Consider the following 16,102-nt stretch of genomic DNA (forward strand, 5'->3'; position numbering starts at 1 on the left):
TCCGCGGGAGCCGGGCGGGGCCGCTACTTCGTGAGCTGCAGGACGTCGACGCCGCGGGCGTTGTCGGCCACGTACACGTACTTCCCGTGCCAGTACGGCGCCCACGCGCTCGCGTCGGCCGGGCGGTAGTAGGCGATCTGGCGCGGGTTGGTCGGGTCGCTGACGTCGAGGAACCGCGTGCCCTGCGCGTAGAACGACTGCACCAGGATCTTGCCGCGGACGTCGAAGTAGTGCGCCGAGCAGTCGTCGGAGGCCGGGTCGCTGCCCTCCTGGCCGTTGACGCCCCAGGTGCCGACGCTCTCCAGCCGGAACGGCTTCTCCGGCGTCGAACGCCAGCCTTCGCCGTTGTAGGAGCCCTTCAAGGACGAAATCGTCAGGACGCCGTCGCCCGCGCAGCCGTCGACGAAGTTCTCCTCCGTCGCGTAGATCAGGTCCTGGCCGCGCCACGCGCCGTCGCCGATGCGGTGGCCGGCCGGGTGGAAGCTGTTGTGCATGAACCGCGACGGCGCCGCGGTCTCGGCGATGCCGCCGCCGGCGTACGGGATCGGCTCGTGCGCGGTCGCGCGGCGGACCTTGTTCGTCAGCGGGTCGCGGTGCACGCCGTTCGTCCAGTAGCCGCGGACGCCGCCGCGCCCGGACACCCAGGCCACGCCGTCGGCGTCGACCTGCACGTCGTGCACGTAGTCGGTCTTGCCGTCGTTGCGGGCCAGCTCGATCGGCTCCGGGTTCACCTTCGGGTGCTTCGGGTCGCGGACGTCGGTGACCCAGATCGGCCGCCCGCCCCAGTCGGCCGGCTGGTTGTCGGCCTTCGCCGGGCCGCCGGTCCACAGGTAGCGGCAGCCGTCGACGCAGCTGGTGGTGTGGCCGGCCGGCACCTGCACGTAGCTGAGGATCGCCGGGGCCTCGGGCTTCGAGACGTCGACGACGTAGATGCCGGACTCGCCGGTGTGCGTGGTGCCGCCGTAGGCCCGCGGGTCGCGGGAGAGGAACACCAGCTTGCGGTTCTGGTCGACCTCGGTGTCCTCGGTCTCCCACAGCCCGGGCAGGCTGACCTGCCCGACCAGCTTCGGGGCGGCCGGGTTCTTCGTCAGGTCGTACACCTTGAGCCCGAACTCGCCGGACACGACCATGACGTCGCGGCGGCCGTAGTCGAGGAAGTTGATCGAGATGGCGCCGGCGGCGTCGGGCACGCTGCCGACGGCCTTGACGTTCTTGATCGCGCCCGGGTCGCCCAGCGTGCGGGCGGCCGGCACCGCGGGTTTGTCGTCCTCGCCACAGGCGGCGGCCGGGAGCCCGGTCGCGACCAGCGTGGCGCTGACGGTGACGGCGGCGAAGCACGACCGCAACCAGGTGCGCACGGCAAACCTCCCAGAACGCTCCGAGCGTGACCCACCGAACGGTACGACGGAGATCAACCGGACACAACCGTCTTTCGTTGCCAACCGACTGAGGCTTGTTCTGGTCAGGCCGCCGCGCCCCACGCGCACACTGCTGATCAGCGCAAAGTCATGCGGCGGCCGACGGCTGAACAAGCCTCACTGGTAGGACTGGCTCATGCGTTTGCTCGTCCTGCTCACCACCGTGGCCCTCATCGTCACGGGCTGTTCCGACCCCGGTCCGGGCCGGCCGGGTGTCCTGTCCGTCGGCATCCGGGAGCCCGCGACGCTGCTGCCCGCCGACCTCGCCGACCAGGCGGGCCGGCTGGTGACGAGCGCGCTGTGGACTCCGCTCGCCGACTACGACGCGGCGTCCGGGAAGGTCACCCCGCGCGCGGCGGCGTCGATCGAGAGCACCGACCGGGTGCACTGGACGGTCAAGCTGCGGCCGTCGACGTTCCACGACGGCACCCCGGTCACCGCGCAGTCCTATGCGGACACCTGGCGGGCGGTCGCTGCCGCGCACTGGGTGTCGTCCCCGGTGCTGACGAAGCTCCTGCGGGCCCGCGAAATCACGGCGACGGCCCCGGACACGATCGCGCTGACCCTCGACCGGCCGTCCGGCCAGGTGCCCGCGCTGCTCGCCGCGCCGGGCCTGGTGCCGCTGCCGGCGTCGGTGCTCGCCTCCCGGGACTGGGACGGGTTCGCGAAGGCCCCGGTCGGCAACGGCCCGTACCGGCTCGACGGCGGCTGGCGGCCGGGTTCGGGCGGCACCCTCAAGCGTGTCGGCGCCGGGAAGGCCGCGGAGATCGAGCTGCGGGTCGGCGAGCCGGCGGCCCAGTACGACGCGGTCAAGGCGGGCACGCTCGACCTCGCGACCGAGGTCCCCGGCGAGCGGCACGAGGCCATGCCCGGCGAATTCGCCGACCGCCACGCGTCCTGGGCCCTGCCCGAGGCGGGCTACCTGGCGTTCCCGGTGACGAACCCCCGTTTCGCCGACCCGACGGTCCGCCACGGCTTCGCCCTGGGTGTCAACCGCGCGGGGCTGGAGGCCGGCCCGCTGGCGCACCAGGTCGACCCGGCCAAGGCGATGCTGCCACCGTCGGACGCCCCGGGCGAGCGCTCGGGCACCTGCCGCCCGTGCACCTTCGACGCGGCGGCCGGCAAGGCCCTCCTGAAGCAGGCGGCCTTCCCCGGCGGCGCGACTGTCTACTTCGGACCGGGCGCGGAGGCCTGGACGCGCACACTGGTGGTCGGGTTGCACAAGGCACTGGACGTTTCCGTGACGGCACAGGCCGCCCCGCGCACGGACCAGCTCGACGGTCCGTCCACGTTGGACGTCAAGCTGGCGACGGGGAGCCCGTACGAGCTGCTGTCACTGCTGGCTTCGGAGTCGGGCTACGCGGAGGAGGTCTTCCGCCAGAACCTCGCACTGGCCGACGCGGCGGCCACCCCGGAGGAGGCGGGCGAGCTGTACCGGCTGGCGGAGAACCAGCTGCTGCGGGATTTGCCGGTGGCCCCGCTGTGGTCGGGCCACGGCCACGCGGTCTGGGGACCGCGGGTCCACGACGTCACGGCCACGCCGTTCACCGGCCCGGTACTGGCGGGGATCGGCGTCTCGTGAGCTGGGGGCCGACCCCGCTGCATTGCCAGTTCGGTCGTGCCTGAAGGCGTCCGCTACCGGCCCGGGTATGCGGCAATCCCACGACCACCGGCCCAGAGGGAGCAGGACTTCGCGACGATGCCTCGCAGCCGCGGCTCGGGGTAAGGCCTCGATGACCCGCACTCCCCGGCTCGGCCGCCTCTAAACGGTGACGTGCTCCACGACCGTCTCGATGAACGCCCCGGTCAACGCGTCCGGAGCAGCGCGCGTGTAGGCCACCAGCGTCCGCCGGACCGGCGTGCTCGGCCGCAGGACGCGGCCGTCGAACCGGGCCGGCAGCACGTTCGCCGGGACCAGCGCGGGACCCAGGCCCGCGGCCGCCAGGATCGGTGCGGCCGCCGTCTGCTCGGTGCGGACGGCCGCGCGGGGGCGGAAGCCCGCCGCCGCGCAGGCCGCGTCGACCAGCTCGGCCAGGCCGTTGCCCGGGGCGTAGTGCACCCACGCGCAGCCGGAGAGGGTCGCCAGGTCGACGACCCCGGTGGCGTCCGCTTCCGTGGCGCCGTCCGCCGGCAGCACGACGACGAACTCCTCCACCCCCAGCTCCCGCACCGGGCCTGCCCAGTCACCGGGGCGCGGGCCGAGGGCGACGTCGGCCTCGCCCGCGGCCATCGCCTCGCGCAGCTCGGCGGCGTGCCGGAACTCGATCAGCCGGACGTCGACCTCGGGCCGGTCGCGGCGCCACACGCGCAACGCGGGCGGCAGCACGCCGAGGCTCACCGAGTACACCGTGGCGACCTGCAGCTCACCCGCCGTCGTCCCGGACGCGAGCCGGGCCGCGCAGCGCGCGCGTTCGGCGTCGGCCAGTGCCGCTCGTGCGTGCGGCAGCATCGCCCGGCCCATCGGCGTGAGCCGGATCGCCCGGGGCAGCCGTTCGAGCAGCGGGCCGCCGAGGCTGCGCTCGAGGGACCGCATCTGGTGCGACAACGCCGGCTGCGTCACGTGCAGCTGCTCGGCGGCGCGGGTGAACGACCCGGTGTCGACCACCGTGACCAGGTACTCGAGCTGCCGCAGGCTTGTCATGAACTCAGCTTATCGACATGGTGACAACCAAGCCTTGGACTTATGCCACAGCCGAGGCCAGCCTCGAAGACATGGAACGCAAGACAGCTCTCGTCGCCGGGGCCAACGGCATCATCGGCAAGAACCTCGTCGACCACCTGCGCGCCGACGGCGGCTGGGACGTCATCGGCCTGTCCCGACGGGGCGACCTCGCCGTCGACCTGCTCGACCCGGCCGAAACCCGGGCCAAGGTCGGGGCGCTGACCGGCGTCACGCACCTCTTCTACGCGGCCTACCAAGACCGGCCGACCTGGGCGGAGCTCGTCCCGCCGAACCTGGCGATGCTGACGAACCTCGTCGACGCGATGGCGCCCGGCCTGCAGCACGTCAGCCTGATGCAGGGCTACAAGGTCTACGGCGCGCACCTCGGCCCGTTCAAGACCCCGGCGCGCGAGACGGACGCCGGGCACCTGCCGCCGGAGTTCAACGTCGACCAGCAGCAGTTCCTCGAACGGCGCGCGGGCGAGTGGACGTGGTCGGCGATCCGGCCGTCCGTGGTGGGCGGCACCGCGCTGGGCAACCCGATGAACCTGGCGCTGGTGATCGCGGTGTACGCGTCGATTTCGAAAGAACTCGGCCTGCCGCTGCGGTTTCCGGGCCGGCCCGGCGCCTACGACAGCCTGCTGGAAATGACCGACGCCGGGCTGCTGGCATCGGCGACGGTCTGGGCCACCGGGCACGAGGGCGCGTTCAACATCGCGAACGGCGACCTGTTCCGCTGGCGCGAACTCTGGCCGAGGCTGGCGGCGTACTTCGGCATGGAAGCCGCGCCACCGCTGCGGATGTCGCTGGCAGACGTCATGGCGGACAAGGGTCCACTGTGGACCACGATGGCGGCGAAGCACGGACTCTCGGCGTCCTATGCGGACGTTTCGGCCTCATGGGCCTTCGGCGACTTCGTCTTCGGCTGGGACTACGACATGTTCGCGGACACGTCGAAATCACGCCGTGCGGGTTTTCACGAATACGTCGAGACGGAGCAGATGTTCTACCGGTTGTTCGACGAATTCCGGAAGGCCCGGGTGATCCCCTAGCCGCGGCCGATGAACGGCATGGTCGTCGCGGTGACGGTGAGGAACTGGACGTTGGCCTCGAGCGGCAGCCCGGCCATGTACCGCACGGCGTCGGCCACGTGCCGGACGTCGAAGGTCGGCTCGGCGACGACCCGGCCGTCGGCCTGCGGGATACCGGCGGCCATCCGCTCGGTCATCTCGGTGGCGGCGTTGCCGATGTCGATCTGCCCGCAGGCGACGTCCCAGGCCCGGCCGTCCAGCGAAATCGACCGGGTCAGCCCGGTGACGGCGTGCTTCGTCGCGGTATAGGCGACGCTGGCGGGCCGCGGCGCGTGGGCGGAGATCGAGCCGTTGTTGACGATCCGGCCGCCCCGCGGATCCTGGTCCTTCATCAGCCGCACGGCTTGGCGCGCGCAGAGGAACATCCCGGTGAGGTTGACGTCGACGGTCCGCTTCCAGTCCTCGACGGACAGGTCGGCGACGGTCCCGCCCGTCGAGATCCCGGCGTTGTTGAAGAGGAGGTCGAGCCGGCCCCACCGGGCACGCACGGCTGCGAAGAGCGCCTCGACGGCCCGCTCGTCGGAAACGTCGGTGGGCACGGCGAGCGCGTTCTCGAAGCTCGAGGCCGTTTCCTCGAGGGCGGAAGCGCGCCGGCCGGCCAAGGCGACTCGGTAGCCGTCCGCCAGGAGTGCGCGGGCCACGGCCCGTCCGATGCCCGAACCCGCTCCGGTGACCACCGCCGTCTGCACCATGTGCCGACCCTAACGAAAAAGGGCCCGGCGTGTGCCGGGCCCTTTTCGCGAAAAGGTCGTTACTTCGCCGCCACGCCCAGCGCGGCGAGCGCCGGGCCGGCCATGATCACGCCGTTGCCGGTCACCGTGTCGAACCCGGGCGTGCCCAGGTCGATCGCCGAGGACACCAGGGCCGTGCGGATCTGGGCCGGGGTCGCCGTCGGCCGGCCCGACAGCAGCAGGGCCGCGATGGCCGCCGCGTGCGGCGCCGCCGCCGACGTCCCGAAGAACGGCTGGAAGCCCGTCACCGAGGTCGCGACGCCGTCGGCCGCGGTGATGTCCGGCTTGTTCCGGACCGTTCCGCCGGTCGAGGACACGTTGCCCGGCGTGATCGCCGTGCCGTCGGCGTTGTAGAACAGCCGGCGCTTGCCGTCGGAGGAGAACCGCTCCCACTTGCTCGACGCGGTGAACAGGCCGGGGTACGGGCCGGCCGGGTTGGCCGGGTCACCGGCCTCCAGGGGACGGCCGAACGCGGCCGCCGCCGGCGCCGCCGCCACGCTGAACGCGTCGACCGCGGCCGAGTGGCCGTTCGTGACGCCGTTGGTGCTGAACGCCTTGAGCTCGCCCGAAGCCACGAACCGGCCGCGGATCACGTTCAGCGCGAGGAAGCGGTCGGCGCCGCTGTACTTCACGACCGCGACCTTGTAGCCGGACCCGGTCGCCGGCACGTTCGCGATCTCGTAGGGGTTCTGCGCGCCGGACTGCCCGTTCTCGCTGGAGGCCACGACGCTGCCCGCGGAGTTCAGGATGAACAGGTCGTAGTCGTTGGCGGACTTGCCCCACGGGTCGGACCAGAACAGCGTCACCGGCTTGCCGAGCGAGCCCGCCGAGAGCGCGTCGAAGTTCTGCGTGGTGCTGCTCGGGTCGAAGTCGTGCGGGGTACCGGTGACGCCGCTGATCTTCGACGACGAGGCCCGGAAGTCGCCCTCGTAGTAGCCGCTGGTGCCGTCGGTGGCGTTGCCCGAGTTGCCGGCCGACGAGAAGTAGAGCGTGCCGGCCGCGGTCACGTCGTTGACCGCCTGCGCGACCTGCGTGTCCTGGAACGGCGATTCGTCGAAGTAGGAGACGTCGTCGACGATGATCTGGCAGTTGCCGGTGCTGCGCAGCGCGCGGATGTTCGCGGCGAAGCTCGCTTCGCTGGTGAACGCGGTCGCGAAACCGAGGGTCGCGTCGGGTGCGAGGTCGTGGACGATCTCGAGCATCGCGGTGCCCTCGTCGCCGCTGCCCTGCTGGCCGGACAGGACGTCCACCGCGGGCAGCTCGCCGGCGGCCTGCGACTTCGCCAGGGAGTCGACGCCGTCGGAGAGCACGCAGACCTTCACCCCGGAGCCGCTGACGCCGTAGGTGGCGCGGGCGGCGTCGGCGCCGTGCGCCTTGTCCCCTTCGGACACCTGGTTCGCGGCGGCGGCCTGCGCGGCAGCGGTCCGGGCAGCCGCGCGGAAGTCGCGGTTGCCCGGCTCGCTCCAGGTGGTGGCCTGGGCGGCGGGCTTCACCTCGGCGACATCGGCCCGGCCGGCGATCGCGTCCAGGGCGGACAGCGGCAGGTCGGCGCGGACGGCGCCGTCCGGCGAGACGGAGCGGACCGCGCCACCCACCGCCTTGACGGCGTTCGCGACGGCCTTCCCGTGCGCGGCGATGTCGACCGAGACGGTGCCGGCGGTGCTGACGCCGACGCCGGAGCGGTAGTCGGGCAGCTTCGCGGCCAGCGACCGGTCGGCCCGCAACCGCTTCTCGACGACCAGCTGGCTCGATTGCTTGCGCTCCGCGGGGCTCAGGCTCTGCTTGATGCTCTGCAGTGCGCTGATGCCCGCTTCGGTGCGCGCGGCCGCCGCATCCACCACGGACGGCTGCGCCGCCGAGACCCCCGTCGTCAGCAGCAGCGCGCCGACCGTCAGCGGAACCGCGTGCGCGGCGACCCGGCTGAATCTCACCATCGATGTCTCCCTGTGGTACTCGGCCACCCGGCCGAATGACACCCGATTGGGTGTAATGGGGAGAATCTAAGGAGCGGCCGGGCCGGATTCCAGCGACCAAAGTCGGGAACGCCCTGCGGTCCACATGCTGGAACGATCAGGGGCCGGTGGTTCGGGAAAACGTGAGAACTATTTTCCCTCCCCTGCCGTACGGTCCGCGGCATGGCAGAAATCGAGATCCACCGCGCCACGGCGGACCAGGCCGGTACCCTCACCGCCCTGATGCACGCTTCCTCGGCCTACCGAGGCGAGTACGCGTCCATTTTGGACGGTTACACGATCGCCCCGCACTACATCGAGACCAATCCGACCTACACCGCCACACGGAGCGGCGAAATCCTCGGCTTCTACGCGCTCCTCGACGCCGAACTCGACCTGCTCTTCGTCGCCGACCAAGCGCAGGGCCTCGGCATCGGCGCCCGCTTGATCGAGCACATGCTCGCCGGGGCCCGCGAGCGCGGACTGGACAGCGTGCGCGTCGTGTCGCACCCGCCCGCTTTGGCGTTCTACGTCCGGATGGGCGCGCGGCGCACCGGCACGATCCCGGCGAAACCGCCGAAGATCCGCTGGGACCGGCCGGAACTCCGTTTCGACGTCCCTACATGTTGATCATGTGACCGGCGAGGCCGTGGACCGCTTCCTTCACCGCTTCACCCAGCGTCGGGTGAGCGTGCACGTTCCGGGCCACCTCGTACACCGTCAGGTCCCACTGCTGAGCCAGCGTCAGCTCCGGCAGCAGCTCCGTCACGTCCGGGCCGATCAGGTGCCCGCCGATCAGCTCCCCGTGCCGAGCGTCGCTGATCAGCTTCACGAACCCGCCCGCGTCGCCCAGCCCCTGGGCCTTGCCGTTGGCCGTGAACGGGAACTTCGCCACCTGGACGTCGAAGCCCTTCTCGCGGGCCTGCTCCTCCGTCCAGCCGAAGCTGGCGATCTGGGGCTGGCAGAACGTCGCGCGCGGGATCATCGGGAAGTCGAGTTCCATCGTCTCCGCGCCCGCGATCGTCTCCGCCGCCACCACGCCCATCGACTCCGACGCGTGCGCCAGCATCAGCTTCGCCGTCACGTCGCCGATCGCGAAGATGTGCTCGACGTTCGTGCGGCCGCGGCCGTCCACGGCGATCGCGCCGCGGTCGGTCAGGGCGACGCCCGTCTTGTCCAGGCCGTAGCCCTCCACGCGCGGCTGGAAGCCGATCGCCTGCATGACCTTGTCGGCCTCGAGGACCTGCTCGCCGTTCTTCTCCGAGGACACCGTCACCCGCACGGAGGAACCCGAGTCGTCGATCGACTCGACGCGGGTCGAGGTCAGCACCTTGATGCCGAGCTTGCGGTAGCGGCGCGCCAGCTCCGCCGACACCTCGGCGTCTTCCAGCGGCACCATCCGGTCGAGGAACTCGACGATCGTGACGTCGACGCCGTAGTTGTGCAGCACGTAGGCGAATTCGACGCCGATCGCGCCCGCGCCGGCGATCACGATGCTCGACGGCAGCTCGCTCGAGAGGATCTGCTCTTCGTAGGTGACCACCCGGGAACTGCGCGAAGTCCCGGGCAGCAGCCGCGTGGTCGCGCCCGTCGCGATGATGCAGTGGCCGAACGTGAGCTGCTCGCCGTTCACCTCGAGGGTGTGGTCGTCGAGGAAGGTGCCGTGCCCGTCGAACTCGGTGATCTTGTTCTTCTTCATCAGGAAGTGCACGCCCTTGACGCGCCCGTCGGCGACCTTCCGGCTCCGCTCGTACGCGGCCGTGTAGTCGACCTTGATCGGGCTGTCGGAGGAGATGCCGAACGCCTTCGCCTCCTGCGTCACCACGTGCGCCAGTTCGGCGTTGCGCAGCAGCGCCTTCGACGGGATGCACCCGACGTTCAGGCAGACGCCACCCCAGTACTTCTCCTCGACCACCGCGGCGCTCAGCCCCAGCTGGGACGCGCGGATCGCCGCGACGTAGCCGCCCACTCCGGCCCCCAGCACGACGACATCAAAGTGTTGTGCACTCATGCTTCGAAACTACTCTCCGGGGCGTGTTCGGGCGGGGTGACCCGGGACTCAGGCGGCGACCGGCGGCCGCTCCCCGCGCAGCGCTACCAGCAGCTCGGTGATCGCGGCCATGATCCTCGCCGTCGCCTCCTCCAGCACCGCGCGGGTCAGTTCGCGGCCGACGAGGTCGGACAGGTCGACCGGCGGCCCGGCGACCAGCTCGACGGTCTTGCGCGGCAGCCCGCGCGGCAGCTTCGCCGTCGACGGCAGCAGGTGGTGGGTCCCCCAGTTGGCCACCGGGATCACCGGCGCCCCGGTCTCCAGCGCCGCCCGCACGACGCCGGTCTTGCCGCGCATCGGCCAGCCGTCCGGGTCGTTCGAGAAGGTGCCTTCGGGGAAGATCGCGACGCACTCGCCCGCCCGCACCGACGCCACCAGGTCGCGGTAGGCCTCCGCGGCCGTCGCGGCGCCGCGGTAGACCGGGATGTGCCGTCCGGAGCGCATCACCGCACCCACCACCGGCAGCTTCCACAGCGAAGCCTTCGCCAGGTAGCGCGGCACGCGGCCGGCGGCGAGGCAGAACGCGGTGAGCGTCGTCGGGTCGGCGAACGACAGGTGGTTCGACGCCACCAGCACGCCACCGGTCTTCGGGATGTGCCGGGCGCCTCGGACGCGGAAGCGGGTGGTCTGGACGAGGAACTGCCAGACCACCTCGATCGCGAAGCTGTACCAGGCGCCACGGCCGGCGCGGGCGAAGCGCCGGCCGTAGGCGATCATCCGGCGCCGGGTGAGCAGCTCACCTTCGAAGTCCAGGGCGGTCCAGCGGTCGGTCATGGGTGTCATTCGTAGCCCACGACCGGCCGGATCGGCCCTTGCCCGCGCCGAACGCGGCGCAGATCACAGTACGAATTTCGGTGCGGATTTCACTGCCGCTCGAGCACCACGACCGGAATCTCACGGTCCGTCTTCTTGGCGTACTCGTTGTAGTCCGGCCAGACGGCAGCGAGCTTTTCCCACAGCTTCGCGCGCTCTTCGCCGACGGCCGTGCGCGCGCGGGCCGTGAACTTGTCCGCCTTGACCTGCACGCCGACCTCGGGGTGCTCGACGAGGTTGAAGTACCAGCCGGGGTGGTTCGGCGCGCCGCCCTTGGAGGCCACGATCACCGGGTTGCCGTCGACTTCCTGGTAGATGAGGGCGAACTTGCGCTCCTGCCCGGTCTTGCGGCCCTTGGTGGTCAAGACCAGCGTCGGGACCCCTTCCTTCCACTCGTGGCCGACTTCACCGTCGGTCTCCTCGTAGCGGCGGACGTGCTCGTCACCGAACAGCATGCGTGGTTCCTTTCGCGTCGATCGGCAGTGGCGTGCTCACCACTTGAAGGTTCTCCTTGTTCCCAACACACGCGCCACGCGCGATCTTCCCGGGCCTTTTCACTCGTTCGGGGGAGGTGCCCCGAACAGCGGCTTCTCCGGACACACCCCCCTCCCAGTAGATTGCACCGACCGAGCACGCGGAGACACTCGAGACCGATCTTGGAGGAGCCAGCCATGAAGGCCCGGCCGCACGTGACACTCGAAGACGTGGCACGCAGCGCGAACGTCTCGCTCGCGACGGCGTCGCGGGTGCTCAACGGCACCGCGTCCGTCCGTGCCGACCTGCGGGAGCGGGTGTCCGCCGCCGCGGCCGAGCTGGCCTACGCCCCCAACGCGCACGCACAGGCCCTCGCCGGCGGCACCCACCGCACGGTCGGCGTGATCTGCCACGACGTCAGCGACCCGTACTTCGCGGCCATCGCGGGCGGGGTGATGCGGGTGGCCACCGACAACGGCCTGCTCGTCATGCTCGCCGGCACGTTCCGCGACCCGGACCGCGAAGTCGCCTACGTCTCGACCCTGCGCGCGCAGCGGGCCGCGGCCATCCTGCTCATCGGCTCGGCGTTCGAGGACCGCGCGTGGGAACGCGCGATGGCCGCCGAGCTCGAGCCCTACCGCCGCGGCGGCGGCCAGGTCGCGGCGGTCAGCAGGCACCGCGGGCTCAAGATCGACACCGTGCAGCCGGACAACAAGGGCGGCGCCGCGGCACTGGCGAAGGAACTGGTCGGCCTCGGCCACAAGCGGTTCGCCGTGCTGGCCGGGCCGCGACGGCTGAGCACCGTGATCGACCGGCTGGCCGGCTTCTCCGGCGAACTCGCCGCGCACGGCATCGAACTGCGCGAAGACGACGTCGTCGAGGCCGCGTTCAGCCGCGACGGCGGCTACGAGGCGACGAAGCGGCTGCTCGCCGGCCGCAAGCGCAAGCTGCCGACCTGCCTGTTCGCCGTCACCGACGTGATGGCGATCGGCGCGCTGACGGCGTTGCGCGAGGAAGGCGTGTCCGTGCCCGGCGACATCTCGGTGGCCGGCTTCGACGACATCCCGGTGGTCCGCGACCTGGCCCCGGCGCTGACCACGGTCCGGCTGCCGCTGGAAGAGCTCGGCGAACGCGCGATGGACATGGCGATCAAGGGCTCCGCGGGTGCCCGGCCGCGGACGGTCCGGCTGTCCGGCGAAGTCGTCCTCCGCGAAAGCACCGGACGCCCCAAACGCTGACCCCACCGGGCCTTGTCGCGGCGCGGCACAGGCCCTACCGTGGGTCGAGAAAGCGCTTTCCGACCCCTTTCGGAGGTCCTCGATGCTCGTGCTCCCGGCCCCCGGCGGCGAGCTGCTGAACTGGTCGCCGTCCGGGCCACGGCCCCCCGCGCCCCCGAAGACACCACAGACACCACAGCCGCCGCCGACGTCGCGCATCGCCTACGCCGCCGCGCACGTCGTCGCGGACGCGCTGGCCGACGAGCCCAACGCCGTGGACTGGGACACGACGCTGGCCTTCCGCGAGCACCTCTGGTCGTGCGGGCTGGGCGTCGCGGAGGCGATGGACACCGCGCAGCGCGGCATGGGCCTCGACTGGGCGACGACACAGGAGCTGGTGTCCCGCACCGGCGCGGTCGCGGCCGGGCGGCGCTGGTGCGCCGGGGTCGGCACCGACCAGCTGCCGCCGGGACCGGCCACCGTGGCGTCCATTGTGGACGCCTGGCGCGAGCAGCTCGAGCTGGTCTCCCGCGCGGGCGCGGTCCCGGTCGTGATGGCCAGCCGCGCGCTGGCCGCGGCGGCGGCCGGCCCGGACGACTACCACGCGGCGTACGGGAAGCTGCTGTCCGAGGCGGGCGGGCCGGTCCTGCTGCACTGGCTGGGCGAGCAGTTCGACCCGGCGCTGGCCGGCTACTGGGGCCACGACGACGTCCGTGCCGCCGCCCGCGAGTTGGCCGCGCTCTGCGCCGAGCACGCCGCCACGATCGCCGGGGTGAAGGTCTCGGTGCTCGACGCCGAGATCGAGGTCGAGTTCCGCCGGGCCCTCCCCGACGGCGTCGCCTGCTACACCGGCGACGACTTCAACTACCCCGAGCTGATCGCCGGGGACACCGAAGGCCACAGCGAAGCCCTGCTCGGCATCTTCGACCCGATCGCCCCGGTGGCCGCGGCGGGGCTGCGCCGGCTGGACGACGGCGACCGGGCCGGGTTCCGCGCCCTGCTCGACCCCACCGTGCCGCTGGCCAGGGAGATCTTCCGCGCGCCGACCCGGCACTACAAGACCGGCGTGGTGTTCCTGGCCCACCTCAACGGCCACCAGGGCCACTTCCGGATGCTTGCCGGCCAGGAGTCCGCGCGTACGATCACGCACCTGGCGACGCTGCTGCGGCTCGCCGACGAGGCCGGCGTGCTGGCCGACCCCGACCTGGCCGAAGCCCGGATGCGGCCGCTGCTGCAGGCCGCGGGGGTCGTGTGATGGACCCCCGGCTGAGCCTCAACCAGATCACCACGAAGTCCTGGTCGCTGCCCGAGGCGGTGGCGGGCTGCGCCGAGGCGGGTGTCGGCTGGATCGGGCTGTGGCGCGACAAGGTCGCCGAGACCGGCGTCGACGAAGCCGCGCGGCTGCTCAAGGAGCACGGGCTGCGGGTTTCGTCGTTGTGCCGCGGCGGGTTCTTCACCGGCGTGACACCGGAGGGGTCCCCTGTGGACGGTGTGGCGCAGACCCGGGAGGCGATCGACGAAGCCGCCGCGCTCGGCGCCGACGTGCTCGTGCTGGTCGTGGGCGGGATCGCGGGCAACGACCTGGCCGCGTCCCGGCAGCGGGTCGCCGACGCGGTGGGTTCGCTGGCGCCGTACGCCGGGGAGCGCGGGGTCCGGCTGGGCCTGGAGCCGCTGCACCCGATGCAGTGCGCGGAGCGGTCGGTGCTGTCCACTGTGGAGCAGGCGCTGGCGATCGCTCTCGAGCATCCCGTTGATCAGGTCGGCGTGGTCGTGGACGAGTTCCACGTCTGGTGGGACCCGCGCATCGAGCAGTCGATCGCCGCGGCCGCCGGCCGGATCGCCGGGTTCCACGTGTGCGACGTCCTGGTGCCGCTCCCGGACCCCCTGCTGGGCCGCGCTCTGCCCGGCGACGGCCCGATCGACCACCGCCACCTGCGCGCGGCGGTGGAGGCCGCGGGCTACACCGGGCCGATCGAGGTCGAGGTGTTCAACGCGGACCTGTGGGCCCGCCCGGGCGCGGACGTGCTCGCGGCGACGATTGCGGCGTTCGAGCAACACGTGGCCTGAACCGGCCCGGCCGGCTCCTGCCGCACCGCCGCTGTCAGCCAGGTGTGACCGCACGCGGGAACGCAGTGAATGACTCATTCATGGCGTCCGACGTCATGAATGAGTCATTCACTGCACCGACGGTTGCGGCGTTCGAGCGACACGTGGCCTGAATCGGTCCGCCTGGCGGTACGCTGGGTCCACCAGGCGGACGGGGGTCGCTCATGAAGGCGGACGAAGACGGATCGGTCCGGAGCGTGCTGCGCGCGTTCGACCTGCTCGCCCTCTTCACCGAACACCGCCGGACCTGGGCGGTCAAGGACCTCACGACGGCCAGCGGCCTGGCGAAGACGACCGTGCTGCGGCTGGTCGCCACCTGCGAACAGCGCGGCCTGCTCTGGACGCGGCCGGACGGGCGGATCACCGTCGGGCCCGGGATGCTGCGGTGGGCGCAGCTGGCGAACACCGCGTGGCAGCTGCCCGAGCCGGTCCGCCAGGTGCTGCGCGAGCTGGCCCGGGAATGCCGGGAGACGGTGAACCTCTACGTGCGCAGCACCGCCGTGCTCGTCTGCGTGGCCCAGCAGGAGGGGCCGCTGGCCATCCGGCACGTCGGCCGCGTCGGGGACGAACTGCCGCTCGGGTTCGGGGCCGCCGGGCGCGTCCTCGACGGTGCCGAGGGCGCCGCGGTCAGCCACGGCGAGCCGGAGCCGGGCGCGTCCAGCGTCGCCGCGCCGGTGCACGACGGCGATGGCCGGCTGCTCGCGGCCCTCGCGATCACCGGCCCCAGCAGCCGGTTCGGGCCCGGCGAAGTCGCTGCGTTCACCGAAGCCCTCGCCGCCGCTTCGGTGCGGATATCGCAGATCGGCCTCGCGACGCGGGCGGAATAGGCCACAGCCGTCCGGAATCCGGGGTGCGGTTGGTTAGGCTTCCGGCATGCCGAACCTGCTGGTGGTGGAAGACGACGCGGCGATCGGCAGCGTGCTCGAATCGACCCTGCGACTGCACGGTCACCAGGTGTGCTGGCGCCGCGACGGGCGGACCGCCCTGCAAGCCGCCGAACCCGGGGATTTCGACCTCGTGCTGCTCGACCTCGGCCTGCCCGACCTGGACGGCGTCGAGGTCTGCCGCCGCCTGCGGGCCGCGCTGCCCGGCGCGGTGCTGGTCATCCTCACCGCGCGGCAGGAGGAGATGGACGTCGTCGTCGGCCTCGACGCCGGGGCCGACGACTACCTCACCAAGCCGATCCGGCTGGGCGAACTGCTCGCCCGGGTGCGGGCGCACCTGCGGCGCGGCGCGCCGGCCGGGGCGCGGCCCCCGGTGACCATCGGCGGGCTGACCGTCGACATCGCCGGCCGCCGGGCCACCCTGGGCGGGCGTGAAGTGGTGCTGCGGGCCAAGGAGTTCGACCTGCTGGCCCGGCTGGCCGAGCAGCCCGGCGTCGCGGTCAGCCGGGAGACGCTGATGTCCGAGGTCTGGGACGCGCACTGGTACGGCTCGACGAAGACGCTGGACGTGCACATCGCGGCGGTGCGCCGCAAGCTCTCGGCTTGTGCATCCCAGCCCGGCGACGAGGTGCCGCGGATCGTCACCCTGCGCGGGCACGGCTACCGGCTGGAAGACCCGGCGCGCACCGCCGCCGAAGGGTAGC

General features: G+C 72.0%; 15 protein-coding genes. 8 read left to right on the top strand and 7 right to left on the bottom strand.

Annotated elements, in window-relative coordinates; all coding sequences use genetic code 11:
• Positions 1-23: 23 nt before the first annotated feature.
• Positions 24-1,358: an LVIVD repeat-containing protein gene (locus ISP_RS35570; RefSeq protein ID WP_013228691.1), complete on the bottom strand. Its 1,335-nt coding sequence runs from the start codon at positions 1,356-1,358 to the stop codon at positions 24-26.
• A 196-nt stretch (positions 1,359-1,554) separates the two neighbouring features.
• Here ISP_RS35570 and ISP_RS35575 point away from each other — a divergent pair, with 196 nt between their 5' ends.
• On the top strand, positions 1,555-3,000 hold the full coding sequence (locus ISP_RS35575) for a peptide ABC transporter substrate-binding protein (RefSeq protein WP_013228692.1): 1,446 nt from the start codon (positions 1,555-1,557) through the stop codon (positions 2,998-3,000).
• 180 nt (positions 3,001-3,180) lie between these two features.
• Here the strand turns inward: ISP_RS35575 and ISP_RS35580 are convergent, their stop codons facing one another.
• Positions 3,181-4,059, bottom strand: coding sequence for a LysR family transcriptional regulator (locus ISP_RS35580; protein ID WP_013228693.1), 879 nt, complete (start codon positions 4,057-4,059; stop codon positions 3,181-3,183).
• Positions 4,060-4,130: 71 nt separating this feature from the next.
• Here ISP_RS35580 and ISP_RS35585 point away from each other — a divergent pair, with 71 nt between their 5' ends.
• Complete coding sequence (locus ISP_RS35585) at positions 4,131-5,132, top strand: SDR family oxidoreductase (protein WP_013228694.1); 1,002 nt, start codon at positions 4,131-4,133, stop codon at positions 5,130-5,132.
• Here the strand turns inward: ISP_RS35585 and ISP_RS35590 are convergent.
• Positions 5,129-5,863, bottom strand: coding sequence for an SDR family oxidoreductase (locus ISP_RS35590; RefSeq protein ID WP_013228695.1), 735 nt, complete (start codon positions 5,861-5,863; stop codon positions 5,129-5,131). The two genes, ISP_RS35585 and ISP_RS35590, sit on opposite strands and share 4 nt — an antisense overlap.
• Positions 5,864-5,922: 59 nt before the next feature.
• Complete coding sequence (locus ISP_RS35595) at positions 5,923-7,836, bottom strand: S8 family peptidase (RefSeq protein WP_013228696.1); 1,914 nt, start codon at positions 7,834-7,836, stop codon at positions 5,923-5,925.
• Positions 7,837-8,037: 201 nt separating this feature from the next.
• Here ISP_RS35595 and ISP_RS35600 point away from each other — a divergent pair, with 201 nt between their 5' ends.
• Positions 8,038-8,484 carry a GNAT family N-acetyltransferase gene (locus ISP_RS35600; protein WP_013228697.1) on the top strand — a complete coding sequence of 149 codons (447 nt, stop codon included), beginning with the start codon at positions 8,038-8,040 and terminating at the stop codon, positions 8,482-8,484.
• On the opposite strand, the gene lpdA is transcribed toward ISP_RS35600, so the two are convergent.
• The 3 genes from lpdA to ISP_RS35615 all read right to left on the bottom strand — a co-directional run bounded on the left by lpdA (position 8,474) and on the right by ISP_RS35615 (position 11,172).
• A complete protein-coding gene (lpdA, locus tag ISP_RS35605; RefSeq protein ID WP_034283919.1) occupies positions 8,474-9,865 on the bottom strand; it encodes a dihydrolipoyl dehydrogenase in 1,392 nt (463 codons plus the stop codon). The genes ISP_RS35600 and lpdA overlap by 11 nt on opposite strands.
• 48 nt (positions 9,866-9,913) lie before the next feature.
• Complete coding sequence (locus tag ISP_RS35610) at positions 9,914-10,678, bottom strand: lysophospholipid acyltransferase family protein (protein ID WP_013228699.1); 765 nt, start codon at positions 10,676-10,678, stop codon at positions 9,914-9,916.
• Between the two features lie 89 nt (positions 10,679-10,767).
• Positions 10,768-11,172, bottom strand: a complete 405-nt coding sequence (locus ISP_RS35615; protein ID WP_013228700.1) for a nitroreductase family deazaflavin-dependent oxidoreductase — start codon at positions 11,170-11,172, stop codon at positions 10,768-10,770.
• A gap of 216 nt (positions 11,173-11,388) precedes the next feature.
• On the opposite strand from ISP_RS35615, the gene ISP_RS35620 reads away from it, so the two are divergent.
• The 5 genes from ISP_RS35620 to ISP_RS35640 all read left to right on the top strand — a co-directional run bounded on the left by ISP_RS35620 (position 11,389) and on the right by ISP_RS35640 (position 16,101).
• On the top strand, positions 11,389-12,429 hold the full coding sequence (locus tag ISP_RS35620; RefSeq protein ID WP_013228701.1) for a LacI family DNA-binding transcriptional regulator: 1,041 nt from the start codon (positions 11,389-11,391) through the stop codon (positions 12,427-12,429).
• Between the two features lie 82 nt (positions 12,430-12,511).
• Positions 12,512-13,663 carry a DUF993 family protein gene (locus ISP_RS35625; RefSeq protein ID WP_013228702.1) on the top strand — a complete coding sequence of 384 codons (1,152 nt, stop codon included), beginning with the start codon at positions 12,512-12,514 and terminating at the stop codon, positions 13,661-13,663.
• Entirely contained in the window at positions 13,663-14,475 is an 813-nt protein-coding gene (locus ISP_RS35630; protein WP_013228703.1) for a sugar phosphate isomerase/epimerase family protein, read from the top strand. The genes ISP_RS35625 and ISP_RS35630 overlap by 1 nt, the downstream gene beginning before the upstream one ends.
• Positions 14,476-14,678: 203 nt before the next feature.
• Complete coding sequence (locus tag ISP_RS35635; protein WP_013228704.1) at positions 14,679-15,341, top strand: IclR family transcriptional regulator; 663 nt, start codon at positions 14,679-14,681, stop codon at positions 15,339-15,341.
• A 46-nt stretch (positions 15,342-15,387) separates the two neighbouring features.
• On the top strand, positions 15,388-16,101 hold the full coding sequence (locus tag ISP_RS35640) for a response regulator transcription factor (RefSeq protein ID WP_013228705.1): 714 nt from the start codon (positions 15,388-15,390) through the stop codon (positions 16,099-16,101).
• Position 16,102 lies beyond the last annotated feature (1 nt).

Source organism: Amycolatopsis mediterranei, from assembly GCF_026017845.1.
In the GTDB taxonomy this organism is placed as follows: domain Bacteria; phylum Actinomycetota; class Actinomycetes; order Mycobacteriales; family Pseudonocardiaceae; genus Amycolatopsis; species Amycolatopsis mediterranei.

Excerpts from the sequence above, each read along its gene's own strand:
- ISP_RS35575 (WP_013228692.1), top strand. The coding sequence starts at position 1,555 with ATGCGTTTGCTCGTCCTGCTCACCACCGTGGCCCTCATCGTCACGGGC.
- ISP_RS35580 (WP_013228693.1), bottom strand. The coding sequence starts at position 4,059 with ATGACAAGCCTGCGGCAGCTCGAGTACCTGGTCACGGTGGTCGACACC.
- ISP_RS35625 (WP_013228702.1), top strand. The coding sequence starts at position 12,512 with ATGCTCGTGCTCCCGGCCCCCGGCGGCGAGCTGCTGAACTGGTCGCCG.
- ISP_RS35615 (WP_013228700.1), bottom strand. The coding sequence starts at position 11,172 with ATGCTGTTCGGTGACGAGCACGTCCGCCGCTACGAGGAGACCGACGGT.
- ISP_RS35585 (WP_013228694.1), top strand. The coding sequence starts at position 4,131 with ATGGAACGCAAGACAGCTCTCGTCGCCGGGGCCAACGGCATCATCGGC.
- ISP_RS35595 (WP_013228696.1), bottom strand. The coding sequence starts at position 7,836 with ATGGTGAGATTCAGCCGGGTCGCCGCGCACGCGGTTCCGCTGACGGTC.
- ISP_RS35620 (WP_013228701.1), top strand. The coding sequence starts at position 11,389 with ATGAAGGCCCGGCCGCACGTGACACTCGAAGACGTGGCACGCAGCGCG.
- ISP_RS35640 (WP_013228705.1), top strand. The coding sequence starts at position 15,388 with ATGCCGAACCTGCTGGTGGTGGAAGACGACGCGGCGATCGGCAGCGTG.
- lpdA (WP_034283919.1), bottom strand. The coding sequence starts at position 9,865 with ATGAGTGCACAACACTTTGATGTCGTCGTGCTGGGGGCCGGAGTGGGC.
- ISP_RS35610 (WP_013228699.1), bottom strand. The coding sequence starts at position 10,678 with ATGACCGACCGCTGGACCGCCCTGGACTTCGAAGGTGAGCTGCTCACC.
- ISP_RS35630 (WP_013228703.1), top strand. The coding sequence starts at position 13,663 with ATGGACCCCCGGCTGAGCCTCAACCAGATCACCACGAAGTCCTGGTCG.
- ISP_RS35600 (WP_013228697.1), top strand. The coding sequence starts at position 8,038 with ATGGCAGAAATCGAGATCCACCGCGCCACGGCGGACCAGGCCGGTACC.
- ISP_RS35635 (WP_013228704.1), top strand. The coding sequence starts at position 14,679 with ATGAAGGCGGACGAAGACGGATCGGTCCGGAGCGTGCTGCGCGCGTTC.
- ISP_RS35590 (WP_013228695.1), bottom strand. The coding sequence starts at position 5,863 with ATGGTGCAGACGGCGGTGGTCACCGGAGCGGGTTCGGGCATCGGACGG.